The sequence below is a fragment of the Micromonospora sp. NPDC048169 genome, assembly GCF_040652815.1.
GTDB lineage: Bacteria > Actinomycetota > Actinomycetes > Mycobacteriales > Micromonosporaceae > Micromonospora.
In genome coordinates this window covers 17,147-34,937 of sequence record NZ_JBEZMS010000048.1, presented here as the reverse complement: position 1 = coordinate 34,937, position 17,791 = coordinate 17,147, and the positions used below count along the sequence as shown (strand labels likewise).

15 protein-coding genes are annotated in these 17,791 nt (G+C 72.4%); 7 read left to right on the top strand and 8 right to left on the bottom strand.

The window, feature by feature from the left end; all coding sequences use genetic code 11:
* Positions 1-91: 91 nt before the first annotated feature.
* The gene (locus AB0D28_RS26950) at positions 92-1,027 is read right to left on the bottom strand and encodes a LysR family transcriptional regulator (protein WP_357390227.1); all 936 of its coding nucleotides are present in this window, start codon (positions 1,025-1,027) and stop codon (positions 92-94) included.
* A gap of 77 nt (positions 1,028-1,104) precedes the next feature.
* Between AB0D28_RS26950 and AB0D28_RS26945 the strand changes: the two genes are divergently transcribed.
* From AB0D28_RS26945 to AB0D28_RS26930, 4 genes are all read left to right on the top strand, one after another.
* The gene (locus tag AB0D28_RS26945; RefSeq protein WP_357390229.1) at positions 1,105-1,788 is read left to right on the top strand and encodes a succinate dehydrogenase cytochrome b subunit; all 684 of its coding nucleotides are present in this window, start codon (positions 1,105-1,107) and stop codon (positions 1,786-1,788) included.
* Position 1,789: 1 nt separating this feature from the next.
* Positions 1,790-3,727: a fumarate reductase/succinate dehydrogenase flavoprotein subunit gene (locus tag AB0D28_RS26940; RefSeq protein ID WP_357390225.1), complete on the top strand. Its 1,938-nt coding sequence runs from the start codon at positions 1,790-1,792 to the stop codon at positions 3,725-3,727.
* On the top strand, positions 3,724-4,476 hold the full coding sequence (locus AB0D28_RS26935; RefSeq protein ID WP_357390223.1) for a succinate dehydrogenase/fumarate reductase iron-sulfur subunit: 753 nt from the start codon (positions 3,724-3,726) through the stop codon (positions 4,474-4,476). Before AB0D28_RS26940 ends, AB0D28_RS26935 begins: the two co-directional genes overlap by 4 nt.
* A gap of 137 nt (positions 4,477-4,613) precedes the next feature.
* Positions 4,614-5,321 (top strand): TetR family transcriptional regulator, encoded by a 708-nt coding sequence (locus tag AB0D28_RS26930; RefSeq protein ID WP_357390221.1) that lies wholly within the window; start codon positions 4,614-4,616, stop codon positions 5,319-5,321.
* On the opposite strand, the gene AB0D28_RS26925 is transcribed toward AB0D28_RS26930, so the two are convergent.
* From AB0D28_RS26925 to AB0D28_RS26910, 4 genes are read right to left on the bottom strand one after another with little or no spacing between them, the layout of a single operon-like run.
* On the bottom strand, positions 5,307-6,440 hold the full coding sequence (locus AB0D28_RS26925) for an acyl-CoA dehydrogenase family protein (protein WP_357390218.1): 1,134 nt from the start codon (positions 6,438-6,440) through the stop codon (positions 5,307-5,309). The genes AB0D28_RS26930 and AB0D28_RS26925 overlap by 15 nt on opposite strands.
* Positions 6,441-6,458: 18 nt before the next feature.
* A complete protein-coding gene (locus tag AB0D28_RS26920) occupies positions 6,459-7,487 on the bottom strand; it encodes an LLM class F420-dependent oxidoreductase (protein WP_357390216.1) in 1,029 nt (342 codons plus the stop codon).
* Positions 7,487-8,644, bottom strand: a complete 1,158-nt coding sequence (locus AB0D28_RS26915) for a CaiB/BaiF CoA-transferase family protein (protein ID WP_357390214.1) — start codon at positions 8,642-8,644, stop codon at positions 7,487-7,489. Before AB0D28_RS26915 ends, AB0D28_RS26920 begins: the two co-directional genes overlap by 1 nt.
* Positions 8,641-9,462, bottom strand: a complete 822-nt coding sequence (locus tag AB0D28_RS26910; protein ID WP_357390212.1) for an enoyl-CoA hydratase-related protein — start codon at positions 9,460-9,462, stop codon at positions 8,641-8,643. The genes AB0D28_RS26915 and AB0D28_RS26910 overlap by 4 nt, the downstream gene beginning before the upstream one ends.
* A gap of 43 nt (positions 9,463-9,505) precedes the next feature.
* Here AB0D28_RS26910 and AB0D28_RS26905 point away from each other — a divergent pair, with 43 nt between their 5' ends.
* The gene (locus AB0D28_RS26905) at positions 9,506-10,186 is read left to right on the top strand and encodes a GntR family transcriptional regulator (RefSeq protein ID WP_357390210.1); all 681 of its coding nucleotides are present in this window, start codon (positions 9,506-9,508) and stop codon (positions 10,184-10,186) included.
* A gap of 4 nt (positions 10,187-10,190) precedes the next feature.
* Here the strand turns inward: AB0D28_RS26905 and AB0D28_RS26900 are convergent, their stop codons facing one another.
* Positions 10,191-11,681: an aldehyde dehydrogenase family protein gene (locus tag AB0D28_RS26900; protein WP_357390208.1), complete on the bottom strand. Its 1,491-nt coding sequence runs from the start codon at positions 11,679-11,681 to the stop codon at positions 10,191-10,193.
* 76 nt (positions 11,682-11,757) lie between these two features.
* Here AB0D28_RS26900 and AB0D28_RS26895 point away from each other — a divergent pair, with 76 nt between their 5' ends.
* The gene (locus AB0D28_RS26895) at positions 11,758-12,909 is read left to right on the top strand and encodes an acyl-CoA dehydrogenase family protein (protein ID WP_357390206.1); all 1,152 of its coding nucleotides are present in this window, start codon (positions 11,758-11,760) and stop codon (positions 12,907-12,909) included.
* A gap of 55 nt (positions 12,910-12,964) precedes the next feature.
* Here the strand turns inward: AB0D28_RS26895 and AB0D28_RS26890 are convergent, their stop codons facing one another.
* Entirely contained in the window at positions 12,965-15,112 is a 2,148-nt protein-coding gene (locus AB0D28_RS26890) for a 3-hydroxyacyl-CoA dehydrogenase NAD-binding domain-containing protein (RefSeq protein ID WP_357390204.1), read from the bottom strand.
* 9 nt (positions 15,113-15,121) lie between these two features.
* A complete protein-coding gene (locus AB0D28_RS26885; RefSeq protein WP_357390202.1) occupies positions 15,122-16,336 on the bottom strand; it encodes an acetyl-CoA C-acetyltransferase in 1,215 nt (404 codons plus the stop codon).
* A 162-nt stretch (positions 16,337-16,498) separates the two neighbouring features.
* On the opposite strand from AB0D28_RS26885, the gene AB0D28_RS26880 reads away from it, so the two are divergent.
* Complete coding sequence (locus tag AB0D28_RS26880; protein ID WP_357390200.1) at positions 16,499-17,701, top strand: TetR family transcriptional regulator; 1,203 nt, start codon at positions 16,499-16,501, stop codon at positions 17,699-17,701.
* Positions 17,702-17,791: the final 90 nt, after the last annotated feature.

Below are 17,791 nucleotides of genomic sequence, written 5' to 3'. Positions count from 1 at the left end.
AGATACCGGAGACCTCGCTACATCTCGAACACCGACACGCCAAGATCCTCACCCAACAGCTCAAGCCCTCGCACGGACTTCGACACAGGCCCTAGAGGGGTTCTACGCCTGGGGGGAGTTCGGCGGTGGCGGTGGCGTCGTGGACGTACTCCAGGAGGATGCGGCGTAGTTCGCGCCCGGCGTGGGTGGGCACCACGTCGCGGCGGCGGGCGACCGCTATGGTCCGGCGGACGCCGGGCGGCACGAGCCGGGTGACCCGGATGCCGGCGCGGCGGGCCACCACGATGCCGGGCACCAGCGCGACGCCGAGCCCGGCCTCGACGAAGCTGAGCACCGCGTCCATCTCCCCGCCGTCGACGGACAGGGTCGGCTCGAAGCCGGCCGCGCGGCAGGCCTGGAGCGTGGCGTCGCGCAGGTCGTAGCCCTCGCGGAACATGACGAGCGGCTGGTCGCGCAGGTCGGTGATGCGCAGCTCGCCGGTGGCCGAGGCGCCCGGCAGCGGGTCGACCGAGGCGACCACCAGGCTCTCCCGCAGGATCGGGTCGGCGCGCAGCCCCGGGTCGGTGCCGGCCGACGGCATGATGATCAGCGCGAGGTCGAGGCCGCCGCGGAGCAGGTCCCGGACGAGGTCCTGCGAGCCACCCTCCTCCACGCGCAGGTCGACAGTGGGGTGCGCGTCGCGGAACCGGCGCAGCACCGGTGGGGCGAGCGAGGTGGCGAGGCTGGGCGTGGCGCCGAGGCGGACCCGGCCGCGCCGCAGCCCCACCAGCTCCTGGACCTCGCGGGTCGCGGTCTCCACGTCGGCCAGGATCCGTTTGGCCAGCGGCAGCAGCACCTCGCCGGCCGCGGTGAGCCGGATGTTGCCCCTTACCCGCTCGAACAGCGGGGCTCCCAGGTCGGTCTCCAGCGCGTGAATTTGCTTACTCAACGAGGGCTGGGTTATGCCGACAAGATCGGCCGCCTGGGTGAAATGTCGTACTTCGGCGACCGCTACGAAGTACCGGAGCTGATGGAGCTGCATCACCATAGCTTACGGCTATCGATGCTGCGATTTCGATGCATTGGACGCCTGATCGAAGTGCTCCTAGCGTCGACCGCGTGGTAATCACGAAAACTCGGTCGCCCATCCGCTCGAACGTCGGCCTCAAGGCCGTCATGGCGGTGACGGGCATCATTCTTGTGCTGTTCCTGATCGCCCACATGGTCGGCAACCTGAAGATCTTCACGGGCGAGACGTCGTTCGACCACTACGCGCACTGGCTGCGGGACATCGGCACGCCGCTGCTGCCGACGACCTGGTTCCTGTGGATCCAGCGCACGGTGCTCACCGCCGCGGTCGTCGGGCACATCGGCGCGGCCACCGTGCTCGCGATGCGGTCCCGGGCCGCCCGCCCGGTCCGGTACGCGCACCGCCGCAAGATCCACGTGAACTACGCGGCCCGCACGATGCGCTGGGGTGGTGTGATCATCCTGCTCTTCGTGATCTACCACATCCTCGACCTGACCACGGGTCACCTGAACCCGCAGGGCGACCCGTCCAACCCGTACGGCAACGTGGTCGCGGGCTTCGCGCCGGAGCGCTGGTACGTCACGCTCTTCTACACCCTCGCGCTGGTGACCCTCGGCTTCCACCTGCGCCACGGCGCCTTCAGCGCGTTCCGCAGCCTCGGCCAGCAGACGCCGAAGGGCGAGCGCCGGGCTCGGATCGCCGCGCTCGTCTTCGCCGTCGCGCTGGTCGGCGGCTACCTGCTGGTCCCGTTCGCCGTGATCACCGGATTGGTGTCCTGACATGGATCTCTACACCGAAGGCGACCCGATCGCCGACACCCGGGCCCCGGACGGCCCGATCGAGACGCGGTGGGAGCGCCACCGCTTCGAGATGAAGCTGGTCAACCCGGCCAACCGCCGGAAGATGACGGTGATCGTGGTCGGCACCGGCCTGGCCGGCGGCTCCGCCGCCGCCACGCTGGCCGAGCAGGGCTACCAGGTGCGGTCCTACTGCTACCAGGACAGCCCGCGCCGGGCCCACTCGATCGCCGCGCAGGGCGGCATCAACGCCGCCAAGAACTACCGCAACGACGGCGACTCGGTGCACCGCCTCTTCTACGACACGGTCAAGGGCGGCGACTTCCGCTCCCGTGAGTCGAACGTGCACCGGCTGGCCGAGGTGTCGGTGAACATCATCGACCAGTGCGTGGCCCAGGGCGTGCCGTTCGCCCGCGAATACGGCGGCCTGCTGGACACCCGTTCCTTCGGCGGCGCCCAGGTGCAGCGCACCTTCTACGCCCGGGGCCAGACGGGCCAGCAGCTGCTGCTCGGCGCGTACCAGGCCCTCGAACGGCAGATCGGCCTGGGCAACGTGGAGATGAACGCCCGCCACGAGATGCTCGAACTGGTGATCGTGGACGGCCGGGCACGCGGCATCGTGGTCCGCGACATGGTCACCGGTGAGATCAGCACCGAGATGGCCGACGCGGTCGTGCTCGCCACCGGCGGCTACGGCAACGTCTTCTACCTCTCGACGAACGCCAAGGGCTGCAACGTCACCGCCTCCTGGCGGGCGCACCGCAAGGGCGCGTACTTCGCCAACCCCTGCTACACGCAGATCCACCCGACCTGCATCCCGGTCTCCGGCGACCACCAGTCGAAGCTGACCCTGATGAGCGAGTCGCTTCGTAACGACGGCCGGGTGTGGGTGCCCAAGGCCAAGGGCGACCAGCGCAGCCCTCGGGAGATCCCCGAGGACGAGCGGGACTACTACCTGGAGCGGATCTACCCGTCCTTCGGCAACCTGGTCCCCCGCGACATCGCCTCCCGCGCCGCGAAGAACGTCTGCGACGAGGGACGTGGCGTGGGCCCGACCGGCCTCGGCGTCTACCTCGACTTCGCCGACGCGATCAACCGGCTGGGCCGCCAGGCCATCGAGGCCAAGTACGGCAACCTCTTCGAGATGTACGAGCGGATCACCGGCGAGGACCCGTACGAGGTCCCGATGCGGATCTACCCCGCCGTGCACTACACGATGGGCGGCCTCTGGGTCGACTACGACCTCCAGTCGTCGATCCCCGGGCTGTTCGTGATCGGTGAGGCCAACTTCTCCGACCACGGCGCGAACCGGCTCGGCGCCTCGGCGCTGATGCAGGGCCTGGCGGACGGCTACTTCGTGCTGCCGAACACGCTCGCCAACTACCTGGCCTCCTCCGGCCCGCTGGAGAAGGTCGACGCGAGCCACCCCGAGGCGGTCGCGGCGCGTACCGACGTCGAGGACCGGATCAAGCGGCTGCTGGCGATCAACGGCGACCGCACCGTCGACTCGTTCCACCGCGAGCTGGGCCAGATCATGTGGGAGCACTGCGGCATGGAGCGCTCCGAGGCCGGGCTGCGCAAGGCGATCGACGAGATCCGCGCGCTGCGCGAGCAGTTCTGGCAGCGGGTGCGCGTGCCTGGTGACGGCGAGGGCCTGAACCAGTCGCTGGAGAAGGCCGGCCGGGTGGCCGACTTCTTCGAGCTGGCCGAGCTGATGTGCATCGACGCGCTGCACCGCGAGGAGTCCTGCGGCGGCCACTTCCGGGCCGAGCACCAGACCCCGGACGGCGAGGCGCAGCGCGACGACGAGCGGTTCGCCTACGTGGCGGCCTGGGAGTACACCGGCACCGGTGAGCCCGTGCTGCACAAGGAAGACCTGACCTTCGAATACGTCCACCCCACGCAGCGGAGCTACAAGTGAACCTGACCCTGCGCATCTGGCGCCAGACCGGCCCCGAGGACAAGGGTCGGATGGTCACCTACCCGGTGCGGGACGTGTCGCCGGACATGTCCTTCCTGGAGATGCTCGACGTGCTGAACGAGCGGCTGATCCTCGACGGCGAGGAGCCGGTCGCGTTCGACCACGACTGCCGCGAGGGCATCTGCGGCATGTGCAGCCTCATGATCAACGGTGAGGCGCACGGCCCGCAGCGCGGCACCACCGCCTGCCAGCTGCACATGCGGCAGTTCTCCGACGGCGACACGATCGACATCGAGCCGTGGCGGGCCCGGGCCTTCCCGGTCGTCAAGGACCTGGTGGTCAACCGCAACGCGTTCGACCAGATCATCGCGGCCGGCGGTTACGTCACCGCGCCGACCGGCAGCGCCCCGGAGGCGCACTCGGTGCCGGTGCCGAAGGCCGACGCGGACGCGGCGTTCGAGTCGGCGGCCTGCATCGGCTGCGGCGCCTGCGTGGCGGCCTGCCCGAACGGCTCCGGCATGCTGTTCACCGCCGCGAAGATCACCCAGCTCTCGCTGCTGCCGCAGGGCCAGCCGGAGCGCTACACCCGGGTGATCGGCATGGTGGACGCGCACGACGAGGCCGGCTTCGGCGGCTGCACCAACATCGGCGAGTGCGCGGCAGCCTGCCCGAAGGGCATCCCGCTGAACACCATCGGCCGCCTCAACCGGGACTACCTGAAGGCGACCGCCAAGCGCTCCGGCTCCTGACCGGACACCGCACGACAGACGCGACCGCCGCGCCCCGCATCCGCCGGGCGCGGCGGTCGCGCTCGCGCGGGGGTACGCCCCGGCGATTGGTACGGTGAAGCGCCAACCGCGTCACCGTCTCTCCCGGGAGGGCACCCATGGCCCGGACCGCTGCGGCGCAGGCGTCCTCCCCCGAGGCGGGTCACGGCGGACCGGCCGGCCCGCCGGAGTCGCTGCTGGAACGCGCCTTCACCGAGGCGTTGCAGAGCGCCGACGACACCGACGAGGTGGCGACCCGGATCCTCGACGCCGCCTACGAGCAGTTCTGCCGGATGGGCATCCGCCGCTCCACGATGGAGGACGTGGCCCGCCGGGCGGGTGTCTCCCGGATCACCGCGTACCGCCGGTTCGCCACCAAGGACCGGCTGGTCGAGCAGGTCATCCGCCGCGAGTTCCGGCGCTACTTCGACCGCTTCCTGGTCGACATCCAGCAGGCGGCCACCGTCGGCGACCGGGTGGTGCTGGGCTTCGTCAGCGCGCTGGACGCGATCCGTCGCAACCCGCTGATCGGCGGGCTGATGAGCGTCGAACCCGACGTGCTCATCCCCTCGATGATCAGCGACGGCGGGCGGACGCTGGCCACCGTGCAGCGGTTCGTCGCCGGGCAACTGCGCCGCGAGCAGCGCGCCGGCACCATCGCCGCCACAGTCGACGTGGAGGTGGTGGCCGAGCTGATGACCCGGTTGTCCTGCTCCTTCCTGCTGACCCCGAGCCACGTCATCGACCTGGACGACGCCGACGCGCTGCGGGAGATGGCCCGCCGGTTCCTCGTACCCATGCTGGAGCCCGGCTCAGAGGCCGAGTGACCGGCCGATCACCTCCTTCATGATCTCGGTGGTGCCGCCGTAGATGGTCTGCACGCGGGCGTCCAGGTAGGCGCGGGCCACCGGGTACTCGCGCATGTAGCCGTACCCGCCGTGCAGCTGGAGGCACCGGTCCACGACGCGCTGCTGCAACTCGGTGCACCACCACTTCGCCATCGCCGCCGTCTCCGCGCTCAGGTCCGGCGCGACCAGGCAGTTGTCGACGAAGACCCGGCCCAGGCGCAGCTCGGTGGCGAGTTCGGCGAGCACGAACCGGTTGTGCTGGAAACTGCCGATGGGACGGCCGAACGCCCGGCGCTGCCTGCAGTAGTCCAGCGTCTGCGCGAACACCGTCTCGGCGCCGGCGAGCGCCGCGACGGCTATCGACAACCGTTCCAGGGGCAGGTTGCGCATCAGGTAGGCGAAGCCCTCGCCCTCGACGCCGAGCAGGTTGGCCACCGGTACGCGGACGTCGGCGAAGAACAGCTCGGCGGTGTCCTGCGCCTTCTGCCCGAGCTTGTCGAGGTTGCGCCCACGCTCGAAGCCGGGCATGCCGCGCTCGACCACGAGCAGGCTGATCCCCCGCCGCCCGGCGCCGGGGTCGGTACGGGCCACCACGATCACCAGGTCGGCCAGGATGCCGTTGCTGATGAACGTCTTCTGCCCGTTGAGGACGTAGTCGTCGCCGTCGCGTACCGCCGTGGTGGTGATGCCCTGAAGGTCGCTGCCGGCGCCCGGCTCGGACATGGCGACGGCGGTGACGATCTCGCCGGAGCAGAAGCCCGGCAGCCAGCGCTGTTTCTGCTCCTCGGTGGTCAGGTCGGTCAGGTACGGGCCGATGATGTCGTTGTGCAGGCCGAACGCCGGACCGCTAGCGCCCGCCCGGGCGAGTTCCTCGGTCAGGACGGCGTGGAACCGCCGGTCGGTGACCCCGGCGCCGCCGTACCGCTCGTCGACGAAGAACCCGAGCAGCCCGGCTGCCCCGGCGGCCCGCCACACGGCGCGGTCGACGATGCCGTCTGCCTCCCAGCGCTCGTGGTACGGGGTGATCTCCTTGTCGATGAAGGCGCGCACCAGTTCGGCGAACGCGAGGTGGTCGGCGGTGAAGATCGCGCGGTCCATGTGTCAGCTCCTCCCGCGCTACCGGGCCATGTCCGCGACGGCGGCGACGAGACGCCGGGGGTCCTCGCCCAGCGGTGCCACGTTGAGGATGGTCACGCCCGCGTCGCGGTACTCCTGGACCCGGTCGCGCACGTAGCTCTCCGGCCCGATCAGGCTGGTGCGTTCCAGCAGTTCCGCCGGCACCGCGGCGGCGGCCTCGGCCTTGCGGCCCGCCAGGTAGAGGTCCTGGACGCGGTCCGCCTCGGCTTCGTAGCCATAGCGGCACAGCAGGTCGTGGTAGAAGTTGCGGCCCCTGGCGCCCATCCCGCCCACGTACAGGGCGATCAGCGGCCGGGCGAGGTCGCGCAGCCCGGTCACGTCCGGGCCGATGGCCAGCGGCCCGCCGGCCACCACCTCCAGCGGCCCGAGGTCGGCGGAGCGTTTCGCCCGGCCGGCCGCCAGCGCGGCGCCCCAGACGTCGCCCGCGCGCCGCGGGTCGTAGAGGAACGGCAGCCACCCGTCGGCGATCTCGGCGGTCATCCGGACGTTCCGGTCGCCGAGACTCGCCACGTGGATCGGGATGCGGTCGCGTACCGGGTGGGTGAGCATCTTCAGCGGCTTGCCCAGCCCGGTGCCCTCGCCGGGCGGCAACGGCAGCGGGTAGAGACCGTCGTTCGTCAGCGTCTCCCGCCGCCACACCCGCCGGCAGATCTCGATCACCTCGCGGGTGCGGGCCAGCGGCCTGTCGTAGGCGACGCCGTGCCAGCCCTCGATCACCTGCGGTCCGGACGCGCCGAGGCCGAGGATGGCCCGGCCACCGGACATGGCGTCCAGGCCCGCCGCGGTCTGTGCCAGCAGAGCCGGGGTACGCGAGAAGATCGGCAGGATCGCCGAGCCGATGTGCATCCGGCTCGTCCGGGCGGCCAGGTAACCCATCACCGTGGGCGCGTCGAAGCCGTACGCCTCGGACACCCAGGCCACGTCCAGGCCGTCCTGTTCCCAGGCGGCCACGTCGTCCGCGCCGCTGCGGGGATCGGCGGCGTACGCCAGTGTCGTCCCGATACGCATCAGTGAACTCCCTGTCCCTGGCGGACGACGCCGTCGTCCCGCCACCGCGGTAGGTGTGCGCCCAGCCCCCAGTCGGTGAGCACGGGCCCGGTGTCCGCGCCCGGCGCGGGCGGCGGGCCGCCGACCCGGCCCGGTGTGCCGGACAGGCGGGGCGCCACGGCCGGCTGCCGGACGCCGAAGTGCTCCTCGTACGTGCCGCGCGCGAGCAGGTGCGGGTGGCCCGGCGCCTCGGCCAGCGACAGCACCGGTGCGACGCAGGCGTCGGTGCCGTCGAACACGGCGGTCCACTCGTCGCGGGTACGGCCGGCGAACACCTCGGCGAAGCGGGCGCGCAGCACCGGCCAGCCCGCCACGTCGTGCTGTGCCGGCAGGTCCGCGCCTGCGAGCCCGAGCAGCCGCAGCAGTTCGGCGTAGAACTGGGGCTCCAGCGCGCCCACCGCCATGTGCCCGCCGTCGGCGGTGGCGTACACGTCGTAGAACGGGGCGCCGCCGTCGAGCAGGTTGCGGCCCCGCTCGGCTCGCCAGGCGCCCTGCGCGAGCAGCCCGGCGAACGGGGTGGTGAGGTGGGCCGCGCCGTCCACGATGGCGGCGTCGACGACCTGGCCCCGGCCGGTGGCACCGGCCACGTGCAGCGCCGCCAGGAGGCCGACGACCAGGTAGAGCGAGCCGCCGCCGAAGTCGCCGACCAGATTGAGCGGGATCTGCGGCGGCCCGCCGGCCCGGCCGATCGGGTGCAGCGCCCCGGCGACGGCGATGTAGCCGATGTCGTGGCCGGCGGCGCGGGCCAGCGGCCCGTCCTGGCCCCAGCCGGTCATCCGCCCGTAGACCAGGGCCGGGTTGCGGGCGAGCGCGTCCTGCGGTCCGACGCCGAGCCGCTCGGCCACACCGGGACGCCAGCCCTCGATCAGGATCGCGGCCCGGCCGGCCAGCGCGAGGACCACCTCGGCGCCGGCGGGGTGCTTCAGGTCCACCACTATCGAGCGCTTGCCCCGGTTGAGCAGGTTCTGTCCGGGGTCACCGGCCGCGAACGCGCCGGGTTCCGGCCGGTCGACGCGCACCACGTCGGCGCCGAGGTCGGCGAGCAGCATGGCGGCGAACGGGCCGGGCCCGATGCCGGCCAGTTCCACGACCCGGACGCCGGCGAGCGGGCCGCTCACGCGCCGGCCCGTGGGGCGAAGCGGGGCGGGCGCCCCTGGGCCCGGCTGAGCAGGGCCTCGCCGAAGTCGGGGCCGGCCAGGGACTCGACCATGAGCCGGATCGCGTCGGCGGTGGCCTCGCCCACGCCGGCCTCCAGGCCGCCGAACACCTGCCGCCGGATCACCGCCATGGACGCCGGTGAGCAGTGCTCGGCCAGTTCGGCGGCATAGGCTTGGGCCTCGGCCAGCACCTCGTCTCGCGGGAGCACGTGTTGCACAAGTCCGATCCGCAGCGCCTCCACCGCGTCGACCTTGCGGCCGGACACCAGCAGGTCCAGCGCGGCGCCGACGCCGACCAGCCGGGGCAGCAGCCAGGCGCTGCCGTACTCGGCGACGAGACCGAGCCGGCTGAACGAGGTGGACAGGCGCGCCCGCGCCGCCAGGAACCGCACGTCGGCGTAGAGCGCGTGGACCAGGCCCAGGCCCGCCGCGCCGCCGTTCATCGCGGCGACGATCGGCGTGCCGAGCGTCAACGGCAGGTGCGGCGGGAACCCGAACTCACCGGCGAGCAGGTCACGGTTGCGCTCGTCCAGCAGCGCGGCGAGCGCCTCCGGGTCGGCGCCGGCACAGAACCAGTCGCCGGACCCGGTCACCACCACCGCCCGCACCTCCGGGTCGGCGTCCGCAGCCACCAGGGCCGCGTAGTAGTCGCGGAACATCTCCAGCGTCATCGCGTTGCGCCGGTCGGGCCGGTCGAACCAGATGGTGCGCACACCGCCCCTGGTGGCGGCCCGCAGTCCGGCGCCGGCCGGTTCGGCTTCCGGCACGGTCGAGCTCATCGGCGCTCCTGTCCTGACATTTGACATTTGATACCCTGATCTGGTGGCGGACCGCGGCAGGATCCAGAACGTCTCCCAACCCCAGCTCTCCGAGACCGTGGCGAGCCTGCTGCGCGACCGGATCATGTCCGGCCAGCTGCGCCCGGGCGAACGCATCCGGCTCGAAGAGGTCGCCCAGGAGACCGGGCTGAGCATCACTCCGGTACGCGAGGCGCTGCTGATGCTGCGCGCGGAGGACATGGTCGAGCTGCAACCGCGCCGCGGGCACGTGGTGGCGCCGCTGTCGAGGCAGGACATCATCGACGTGTTCAGCCTCCAGGGCCACATCGCCGGTGAGCTGGCCGCCCGGGTCGCCGTCAGCATCACCCCGGAGCAGCTCGACGACCTGCGGCAGCAGCACGAGCGGCTGCGCCGCGCCGCCCAGGCCCGGCAGGTCAGCCGGGTCGAGCAGCTCGAATACGAGTTCCACCGCCGGATCAACCGGCTCGCCGACGCGCGCAAGCTGTCGTGGCTGCTGCGCACCGTGACCCGCTACACGCCGTCGCGGTTCTACGCCGCCGACGCCCAGTGGCGGGCCGGCATGGTCGCCGATCACGAGGCGCTGCTCGACGCGCTCGCCGCGGGCGACCCGGAGGCCGTCCGGCCGGTCATGGCCCGGCACTTCACCGACGGCGCGGAACGGCTGGTCAAGCACCTGGACGGGCTGGGCGTGTGGAACGGGTGAGCCGTCACCGGCGGCCATGACGCCACGCGAACATCGCCAGCGAGCGCTTCATGGCCGACGCGGACGGCTGGAGCGTCATCACCTCGATCGGCGGCCGGAACCGCTGCCACGTCACCGACCGCGCCCGGGCGAACTCGCGCAGGCCGTCCGCGCCGTGGACCCGGCCGAACCCCGAGTCGCCCACGCCGCCGAACGGCAGTGAGGGCACGCCCGCGTACCCCAGGACCGAATTGACCGACACCGCGCCGGCCCGCAGCCGCCCGGCGAGCGCCAGGCCACGGCGGCGGTCGCGGGTGAAGATCGAGCCGGAGAGCCCGTAGCTGGTCGCGTTCGTGCGGCGGACCGCCTCGTCGGCGTCGGCGACCGGGTTGACCACCAGCACCGGGCCGAACGTCTCCTCGGTGACGGCGGCGCTGTCCTCGGGCACATCGGTCAGCACGACCGGCTCCACGAACGGCGGCCGGACCGAGTCCGCGTCACCGACCACCGCCCGGCCGCCCCGGTCGAGGGCGTCGGTGACGTGACGCCGCACGACCTCGGGCTGGGTGGGCGTGGTCATCGGCCCGTACGGCGCGTCCGGCTCGGGGCCCGGCCGGACCTGCCGCGCCAGCTCGGCGAGCGTGGCCAGGAACGGCTCGTAGACGGACCGTTCGACGTAGACGCGCTCGACGCCGGCACACGTCTGCCCGGCGTTGCCCAGGCCGCCGAAGACCGCCGCCCGCGCGGCCGCGTCGAGGTCGGCGTCGGCGGTGACGATCAGCGCGTCCTTGCCGCCGCCCTCGATCACCACGGGTGTCAGGCTCTCGGCGCAGGCGGCCATGACCGACCGGCCGGTCGCCGCCGATCCGGTGAACGCGATCTTGTCGACCGACGCGCGGCACAGCGCGGCGCCGGTCGTGCCGTCGCCGGTGACGACCTGGAGGACCGGGTGGTCGGGAAGCAGCTCGTGCCAGCGCTCGGCCAGCCACACCCCGACGCCCGGGGTGAACTCGCTGGGCTTGAACACCACCGCGTTGCCGGCCGCGAGCGCGTGCGACACCGCGCCCATCGGCGTGTAGACGGGGTAGTTCCACGGCCCGATCACGCCGACCACGCCGTACGGCACGTACTCCACGGAGGCGGCCTGGTTGAACGCGAGCAGGCCGGAGGAGACGGACCGTCGCTTGAGCACCCGCCCGGCGTGCCGGGCCGCCCAGTCCAGGTGCTCGACGGCGAGCATCACCTCGAGCTGGGCCCCGGCGAGGCTCTTGCCGGTCTCGCTCCGGACGATGCCGGCCAGTTCCTCGATGCCGCCGGCGACCGCCGCCTTGTACGCAAGCAGGTGCCGGCGGCGCTGCTTGGCGTCCAGGCCGGACCACCAGCCGGCCGCCTCGCGGGCCCGCGCCACGGCGGCGCGTACTGCGGCGTCGTCGGCGATGTCGTAGTCGGCGCGGTGCTCACCTGTCACCGGGTCGACGACGCGCAGCCGGCGAGGGTGCTCAACGAGGGACGTCATCGGCAGCCTCCTGACATTTGATATTCGATAGTCTAGCCTTGCTGTCAATCCCTCACGATGCGCTGGAGGTACCGCTGTGGAGTGGACCGACGAGCAACTGTCACTTGTCGAGGCGGTGCGCGACTTCTGCCGCCGCGAGGTGGGCACCCGCGAGCAGCGGCAGAACCTCACGAACGGCGGGCGGGAACCGCACAGCCCGGAGCTGTACCGGAAGATGGCCGACCTCGGCTGGCTGGGCCTGTCGCTGCCGGAGGAGTTCGACGGCGGCGGCGCCGGCACGACCGAGCTGTGCCTGTTCCTGGAGGAGACCAGCCGGGCGATGGCACCGATCGGCGGCTTCACCACCTCGATCATCGTCGCCGCCACCTACCAGCGGTTCGGCACACCGGAGCAGAAGAAGCTGATCCTCAGCGGGGTGGCGCGCGGCGTGGTCGAGGCGGTGGCGATGTCCGAGCCCGAGGCCGGCTCGGACGTGGCGAACCTGAGCTGCCGTGCCGAACGGCGCGGCGACGGGTGGGTGGTGAACGGTCAGAAGACGTGGTGCTCCAACGCCCACCTGGCCGAGCACATCCTGCTCGTCGCGCGCACCTCGGGCCGGGCCGGCGACCACCACGGCCTGACCATGTTCCTGGTCCCGGCCGGCGCGCCCGGCCTGACCGTCTCCGGCATCGACACCATGGGCGGCCGGGAGGTGAACGACCTCTACTTCACCGACTGCGTGCTGCCCGCCGACGCGGTGGTCGGCCGGGTCGACCACGGCTGGCGGCAGCTGATGGCCGGGCTCAACATGGAACGGCTGATCCTCGCCAGCGTGGTGCTCGGCATCGCCCGGCGGGCGTTCGACGACGTGGTGGCGTACGTCAAGGACCGCCGCCAGTTCCGCCGGCCGATCGGATCGTTCCAGGTGATCCGGCACCGCCTGGCCGACCTGGCCACCGAGATCGAGTGCGCCCGGCTGCTGGTCTACGACACCGCCGCAAAGGTCGACAAGGCGCCCGACACGGTGCTGCCCCGGGAGAGCTCGATGGCGAAGCTCAAGGCCACCGAGACGGCCCGGCGCGTCGCGCTGGACGCGATGCAGATGATGGGCGGCTACGGCTACACCACCGAGTTCGACATGGAGCGCCTGGTGCGCTCGGCGATCGTGTCCACAGTCTACGGCGGCGCGAGCGAGATCCAGCGCGAGATCATCGCCAAGACGTACGGACTGTCCGACCGGATGCTCTGACGCGACCCGGCCCGGCCGGTGGGTTCGCCCCACACCGGCCGGGCCGCGTCGTCGTCTACTCGAACCGCTCGCCCCGCTCGGCCATGGCGACCAGCAGCGGCGGCGGGTCGAACCGCTCGCCGTATCGCTCGGCGAGCACCCGGGCGCGGGCCACGAAGCCCGGCAGCCCGCCGTCGTACTGGTTGACGTACTGCAGGACACCGCCGGTCCAGCTCGGATAGCCGATGCCCAGGATCGAGCCGACGTTGGCGTCGGCCACCGAGGTCAGCACGCCGGAGTCCAGGCACCGCACCGACTCGATCGCCTCGATGAAGAGCATCCGCTCCTTGAGGTCCTCGAACGGCGTGTCCAGGTTCGTGCCGCCGAACTGTTCCCGCAGCCCCGGCCAGAGCCCGGCCCGCCTGCCGTCGCGGTAGTCGTAGAAGCCGGCGCCGCCGGAGCGTCCGGTCCGGCCGCACTCGTCGATCATCGCGTCGATCACCGCGTCGGCCGCGTGCGGCTGCCACGTGCCCCCGGCCGCCACTGTCGCGGCGGCCGTCTCCAGGCGGATCTTCCGGGGCAGGGTGAGGGTCAGCTCGTCCATCAGCGCGAGCACCGGCGCGGGATAGCCGGCCTGGCTGCTTGCCTGCTCGATGGTCGCCGCCGGGATTCCCTCGGCGAGCATCGCCACGCCCTCGTTGGTGAACGTCCCGATGACCCGGCTGGTGAAGAAGCCCCGGCTGTCGTTCACCACGATCGGCGTCTTGCGCAACTGGCGGACGACACCCAGCGCGCGGCCCAGCGTGGCCTCGCTCGTCCGCTCCCCGCGGATCACCTCGACCAGCGGCATCTTGTCCACCGGGGAGAAGAAGTGCAGCCCGACGAACTCCTCCGGACGGCTGACGCCCTCGGCCAGCAGCGTGATGGGCAGCGTTGAGGTGTTGGAGGCGATGAGCGCGTCCGGCGCGACCTGTTCGATCTCGGCGTACACCTTGTGCTTGAGCGCCGGGTCCTCGAAGACCGCCTCGATGACGAGGTCGACGCCGGCCAGGTCGGCGACGTCGCCGGTGGCGTGGATGCGGGCCAGGAACTCGTCGCGCTCGGCCGGTGCCGTCCGGCCCCGGGCGACGGCCTTGTCGAGCAGGCCCGCCGAGTACGCCTTGCCCCGCGCCGCACCCTCGGCGGTGACGTCCTTGAGCACCACCCGCATCCCGGCGCGGGCGCAGACGTACGCGATGGCGGCGCCCATCATGCCCGCGCCGACGACGGCGACGCCGCGTACCGGCTCGTGGTCGCCTCCGGCGGTGCGGGACCGGGCGGTCTGGAGGTCGAAGAAGAGCGCCTTGATCATGTTCTTGGCGATCTGGCCGGTGGCCAGCTCGGTGAAGTACCGCCCCTCGATCGTGAACGCGGTGTCCAGGTCGACCTGGGCGCCCTCGACGGCGGCGGCGAGGATGTTGCGGGGCGCCGGGTAGGGCGCGCCCTTGAGCTGCTTGCGCAGCAGCGCGGGCATGGCCGGCAACTGCATCGCGAGTCCCGGGCTGGACGGGGTGCCGCCGGGCATCCGGTAGCCCTTGCGGTCGTACGGCTGGGTCGCGTCCGGGTTCGCGGCGATCCACTCGCGGGCGGCGGCCATCAGGGCGTCCCGGTCGGCGGCGAGTTCGTCGACCAGCCCGTGCGCGAGCGCGTCCTGCGGGCGGCGGCGCTGGCCGCGCAGCAGCCAGTCGGTCAGCGCGGCGGTGACGCCGAGCAGCCGGACGGTGCGCACCACGCCGCCGCAGCCGGGCAGCAGGCCGAGCGTGACCTCCGGGAAGCCGATCTCGACGGCCGGGTCGTCGAGCACGATGCGGTGGTGGCAGCCCAGCGCCAGTTCCAGCCCGCCGCCGAGGGCCGATCCGTTGATCGCGGCGACGACCGGCCGGCCGAGTGTCTCCAGCCGGCGTACGGCGTGCTTGAGCGCGGTCGCGTCGGCGGCTGACGCCTCGGCGTCGGCCGGGGTCAGCCGCACCAGGGTCTCCAGGTCGCCGCCGGCGAAGAAGGTCTTCTTGGCCGAGGTGAGGATCACGCCGGTGATCCGCTCGCGCTCGGCTTCGAGCCGGTCCACAGTGGCGGTGAGGCTCGCGCCGAACTCCGCGTTCATCACGTTCGCCGAGCGGCCGGGATGGTCGAGGGTGAGCAGCACGATGCCGTCGTCGCCGTGCTCCCACCGGATGGTGTTTGCCATTCGCGCTCCTCAGATTCGTTCGATCACGGTCGCGATGCCCATGCCGCCGCCCGCGCAGAGCGTGGCCAGGCCGTAGCGGCCGCCGCGTCGTTCCAGTTCGTCGACGAGCGTGCCGAGGATCATGGCGCCGGTCGCGCCCAGCGGGTGGCCCATCGCGATCGCCCCGCCGTTGGCGTTGACGATGTCCGGGTTCAGGCCCAGGTCGGCGACGAACCGCAGGACCACGGCGGCGAACGCCTCGTTGATCTCCACCAGGTCCAGGTCGTCCACGCCGAGACCGGCCTTCGCCAGCGCCTTGCGGGCGGCCGGGGCCGGGCCGGTGAGCATGATGGTGGGGTCGGCGCCGCTGAGCGCGGTGGCCACCACGCGGGCGCGCGGGGTGAGACCGGCGGCGGCACCGGCCGCCTCGCTGCCGATCGCGACGAGCGCCGCGCCGTCCACGATGCCGGAGGAGTTGCCCGCCGTGTGGACGTGCTCGATGCGCTCGACCCAGTGGTACTTCTGCAACGCGACCGCGTCGAAGCCGGCCTTCTCGCCGATCTCGGCGAACGAGGGGCGCAGCGCGCCGAGGCTCTCCGCCGTCGAGTCGGCCCGGATGTGCTCGTCCCGGTCCAGCACGGTCAGCCCGTTGCGGTCGCGGACCGGCACCACGGACCGGGCGAAGTAGCCGTTGGCCCACGCCTTCGCGGCCCGCGCCTGCGACTGGAGCGCGTACGCGTCGACCGTCTCCCGGTCGAAGCCGGCGATCGTGGCGATGAGGTCGGCGCTGATGCCCTGCGGCACGAACCCGGTGGTGAAGTTGACCTCCGGGTCGAGCGCCCACGCCCCGCCGTCGGAGCCCATCGGCACCCGGGACATCGACTCGACACCACCGGCGAGGACGAGATCCTCCCAGCCGGAGCGCACCTTCTGCGCGGCGATGTTCACCGCCTCCAGGCCGGAGGCGCAGAAGCGGTTGAGCTGCACGCCGGCCACCGTGTCGGGCAGGCCGGCGGCGACGGCGGCGGTCCGGGCGATGTCGGCGCCCTGGTCGCCGAGCGGCGACACCACCCCGAGCACGAGGTCGTCGATCAGCGCCGGATCGAGGCCGGGCATCCGCCGCAGGATCTCCCCGATCAGGCCGGTGACGAGCGAAACCGGCTTCACCCCGTGCAGCGATCCGGTCGGCTTGCCCCGCCCGCGCGGCGTGCGCAACGCGTCGTAGATGAACGCATCGGTCGTCATGCCAAGCTCCTCATCGCTCACCCGCATGCGAATTTCGCCTAACTTTTCTTGAGGCTGCGGCTCCTTGTCAAGAAGCGTTCCGCGCTGTCCGGCTCCGGCCTCCGCGACGGGAAGCGCGTGGGGCACCACCTGACGGACGCGAGGGGGCGCTAACCTGTAGCGGTGCGACGAGCAGCAGGCGACACCGTCCCGGCACCGGTCCGGCGGCCCAAGGACCGCAAGGCCCGCATCGCGCTCGCCGGGGCCGAGCTGTTCTGCGAGCGGGGCTACCACGGGGTCTCGGTCGACGAGATCGCCGCCGCCGTCGGCATCAGCGGGCCGGCCGTCTACCGGCACTTCCCGAACAAGTACGCGATCCTCGTGCACGCCACCCGGGAGGTCGTCGGCGCGCTGCTCGCCGCGACCGAGGAGCCGGCGGCGAGCGACGCGGACGGGCTGCTCGACGAACTGCTGCGCGCGCTCGCCGAGGTCACGGTGAGCAGGCGGCGGGTGGCCGGGCTGTACCAGTGGGAGGGCCGCTACCTGACGCCCGAGCACCGGCAGGAGTTCGCCGCGTCGATGGCCACGCTCATCGGCCGCGTCGCCGCGCCGTTGCGCGAGCTGCGCCCCGAGCTGACCGCCGCGCAGGCCGATCTGCTGGTGAACGCGGCGCTGAGCGCGTTCGGCAGCGTGACCACGTACCGGACGGCCGGCGCCGACACCGAGCACCTGCTCACCCGCGTCGCCCGGACGCTGCTGCGGACCGACGCGCCCACGGTGCCGCCCCGGCGGCGCACCGGGGTGGAGGACTCCCCCGCCACCGGGCCGGTCCGCCCGGCGTCGCGCCGCGAGCTGCTGCTGATCGAGGCGATGCGGCTGTTCCACAGGCACGGCTACCACGCCGTCGCGGTGGAGGACATCGGCCGCGCCGCGGGCATGCAGGCGTCCAGCGTGTACCGCTACTTCCCCGGCAAGGCCGACCTGCTCGCGGCCGCCTACTACCGGGCCACCGACCGGCTGACCGGAGCCACCACGGCGGCCATCGCCGAGGCGAGCGACCCGGCCGACGCGCTGCACCGGGTGGTGCGCGCGTACGTCGACTTCGCGTTCGGCCAGAGCGACCTGGTCGCGGTGTACCTGGCGGAGAACAACAACCTGCCGGAGCGGGACCGTCACCAGTTGCGCGGCGCGCAGCGGCTGCACGTCGAGGAGTGGGTGGGCCTGGTCCGGGCGGTACGACCGGAGCTGCCGGCCGGCGACGCCCGGGTGCTCGTGCACGCCGCGCTGAACGTGGTCACCGACGTCGGGCGGCTCGGCCGCTTCGACCGCACGGCGGGTTACGACGACCAGACCGCCCGGCTCGCGCTCGCCGTCCTGCACGCCTGACCGGCGTCCAGCGACCGCACGGGCGGCGTGAGGCCCTGTGGTTGACTGACACCTATGGTCCTGTGCCCGTCCGTGTCCGCCCGGACGGTC

What these genes read in the sequence shown, in the direction of transcription:
- AB0D28_RS26890 (WP_357390204.1), bottom strand. Translation starts at nt 15,112, where the DNA reads ATGGCAAACACCATCCGGTGGGAGCACGGCGACGACGGCATCGTGCTG.
- AB0D28_RS26910 (WP_357390212.1), bottom strand. Translation starts at nt 9,462, where the DNA reads ATGAGCTCGACCGTGCCGGAAGCCGAACCGGCCGGCGCCGGACTGCGG.
- AB0D28_RS26885 (WP_357390202.1), bottom strand. Translation starts at nt 16,336, where the DNA reads ATGACGACCGATGCGTTCATCTACGACGCGTTGCGCACGCCGCGCGGG.
- AB0D28_RS26950 (WP_357390227.1), bottom strand. Translation starts at nt 1,027, where the DNA reads ATGGTGATGCAGCTCCATCAGCTCCGGTACTTCGTAGCGGTCGCCGAA.
- AB0D28_RS26930 (WP_357390221.1), top strand. Translation starts at nt 4,614, where the DNA reads ATGGCCCGGACCGCTGCGGCGCAGGCGTCCTCCCCCGAGGCGGGTCAC.
- AB0D28_RS26925 (WP_357390218.1), bottom strand. Translation starts at nt 6,440, where the DNA reads ATGGACCGCGCGATCTTCACCGCCGACCACCTCGCGTTCGCCGAACTG.
- AB0D28_RS26940 (WP_357390225.1), top strand. Translation starts at nt 1,790, where the DNA reads ATGGATCTCTACACCGAAGGCGACCCGATCGCCGACACCCGGGCCCCG.
- AB0D28_RS26900 (WP_357390208.1), bottom strand. Translation starts at nt 11,681, where the DNA reads ATGACGTCCCTCGTTGAGCACCCTCGCCGGCTGCGCGTCGTCGACCCG.
- AB0D28_RS26920 (WP_357390216.1), bottom strand. Translation starts at nt 7,487, where the DNA reads ATGCGTATCGGGACGACACTGGCGTACGCCGCCGATCCCCGCAGCGGC.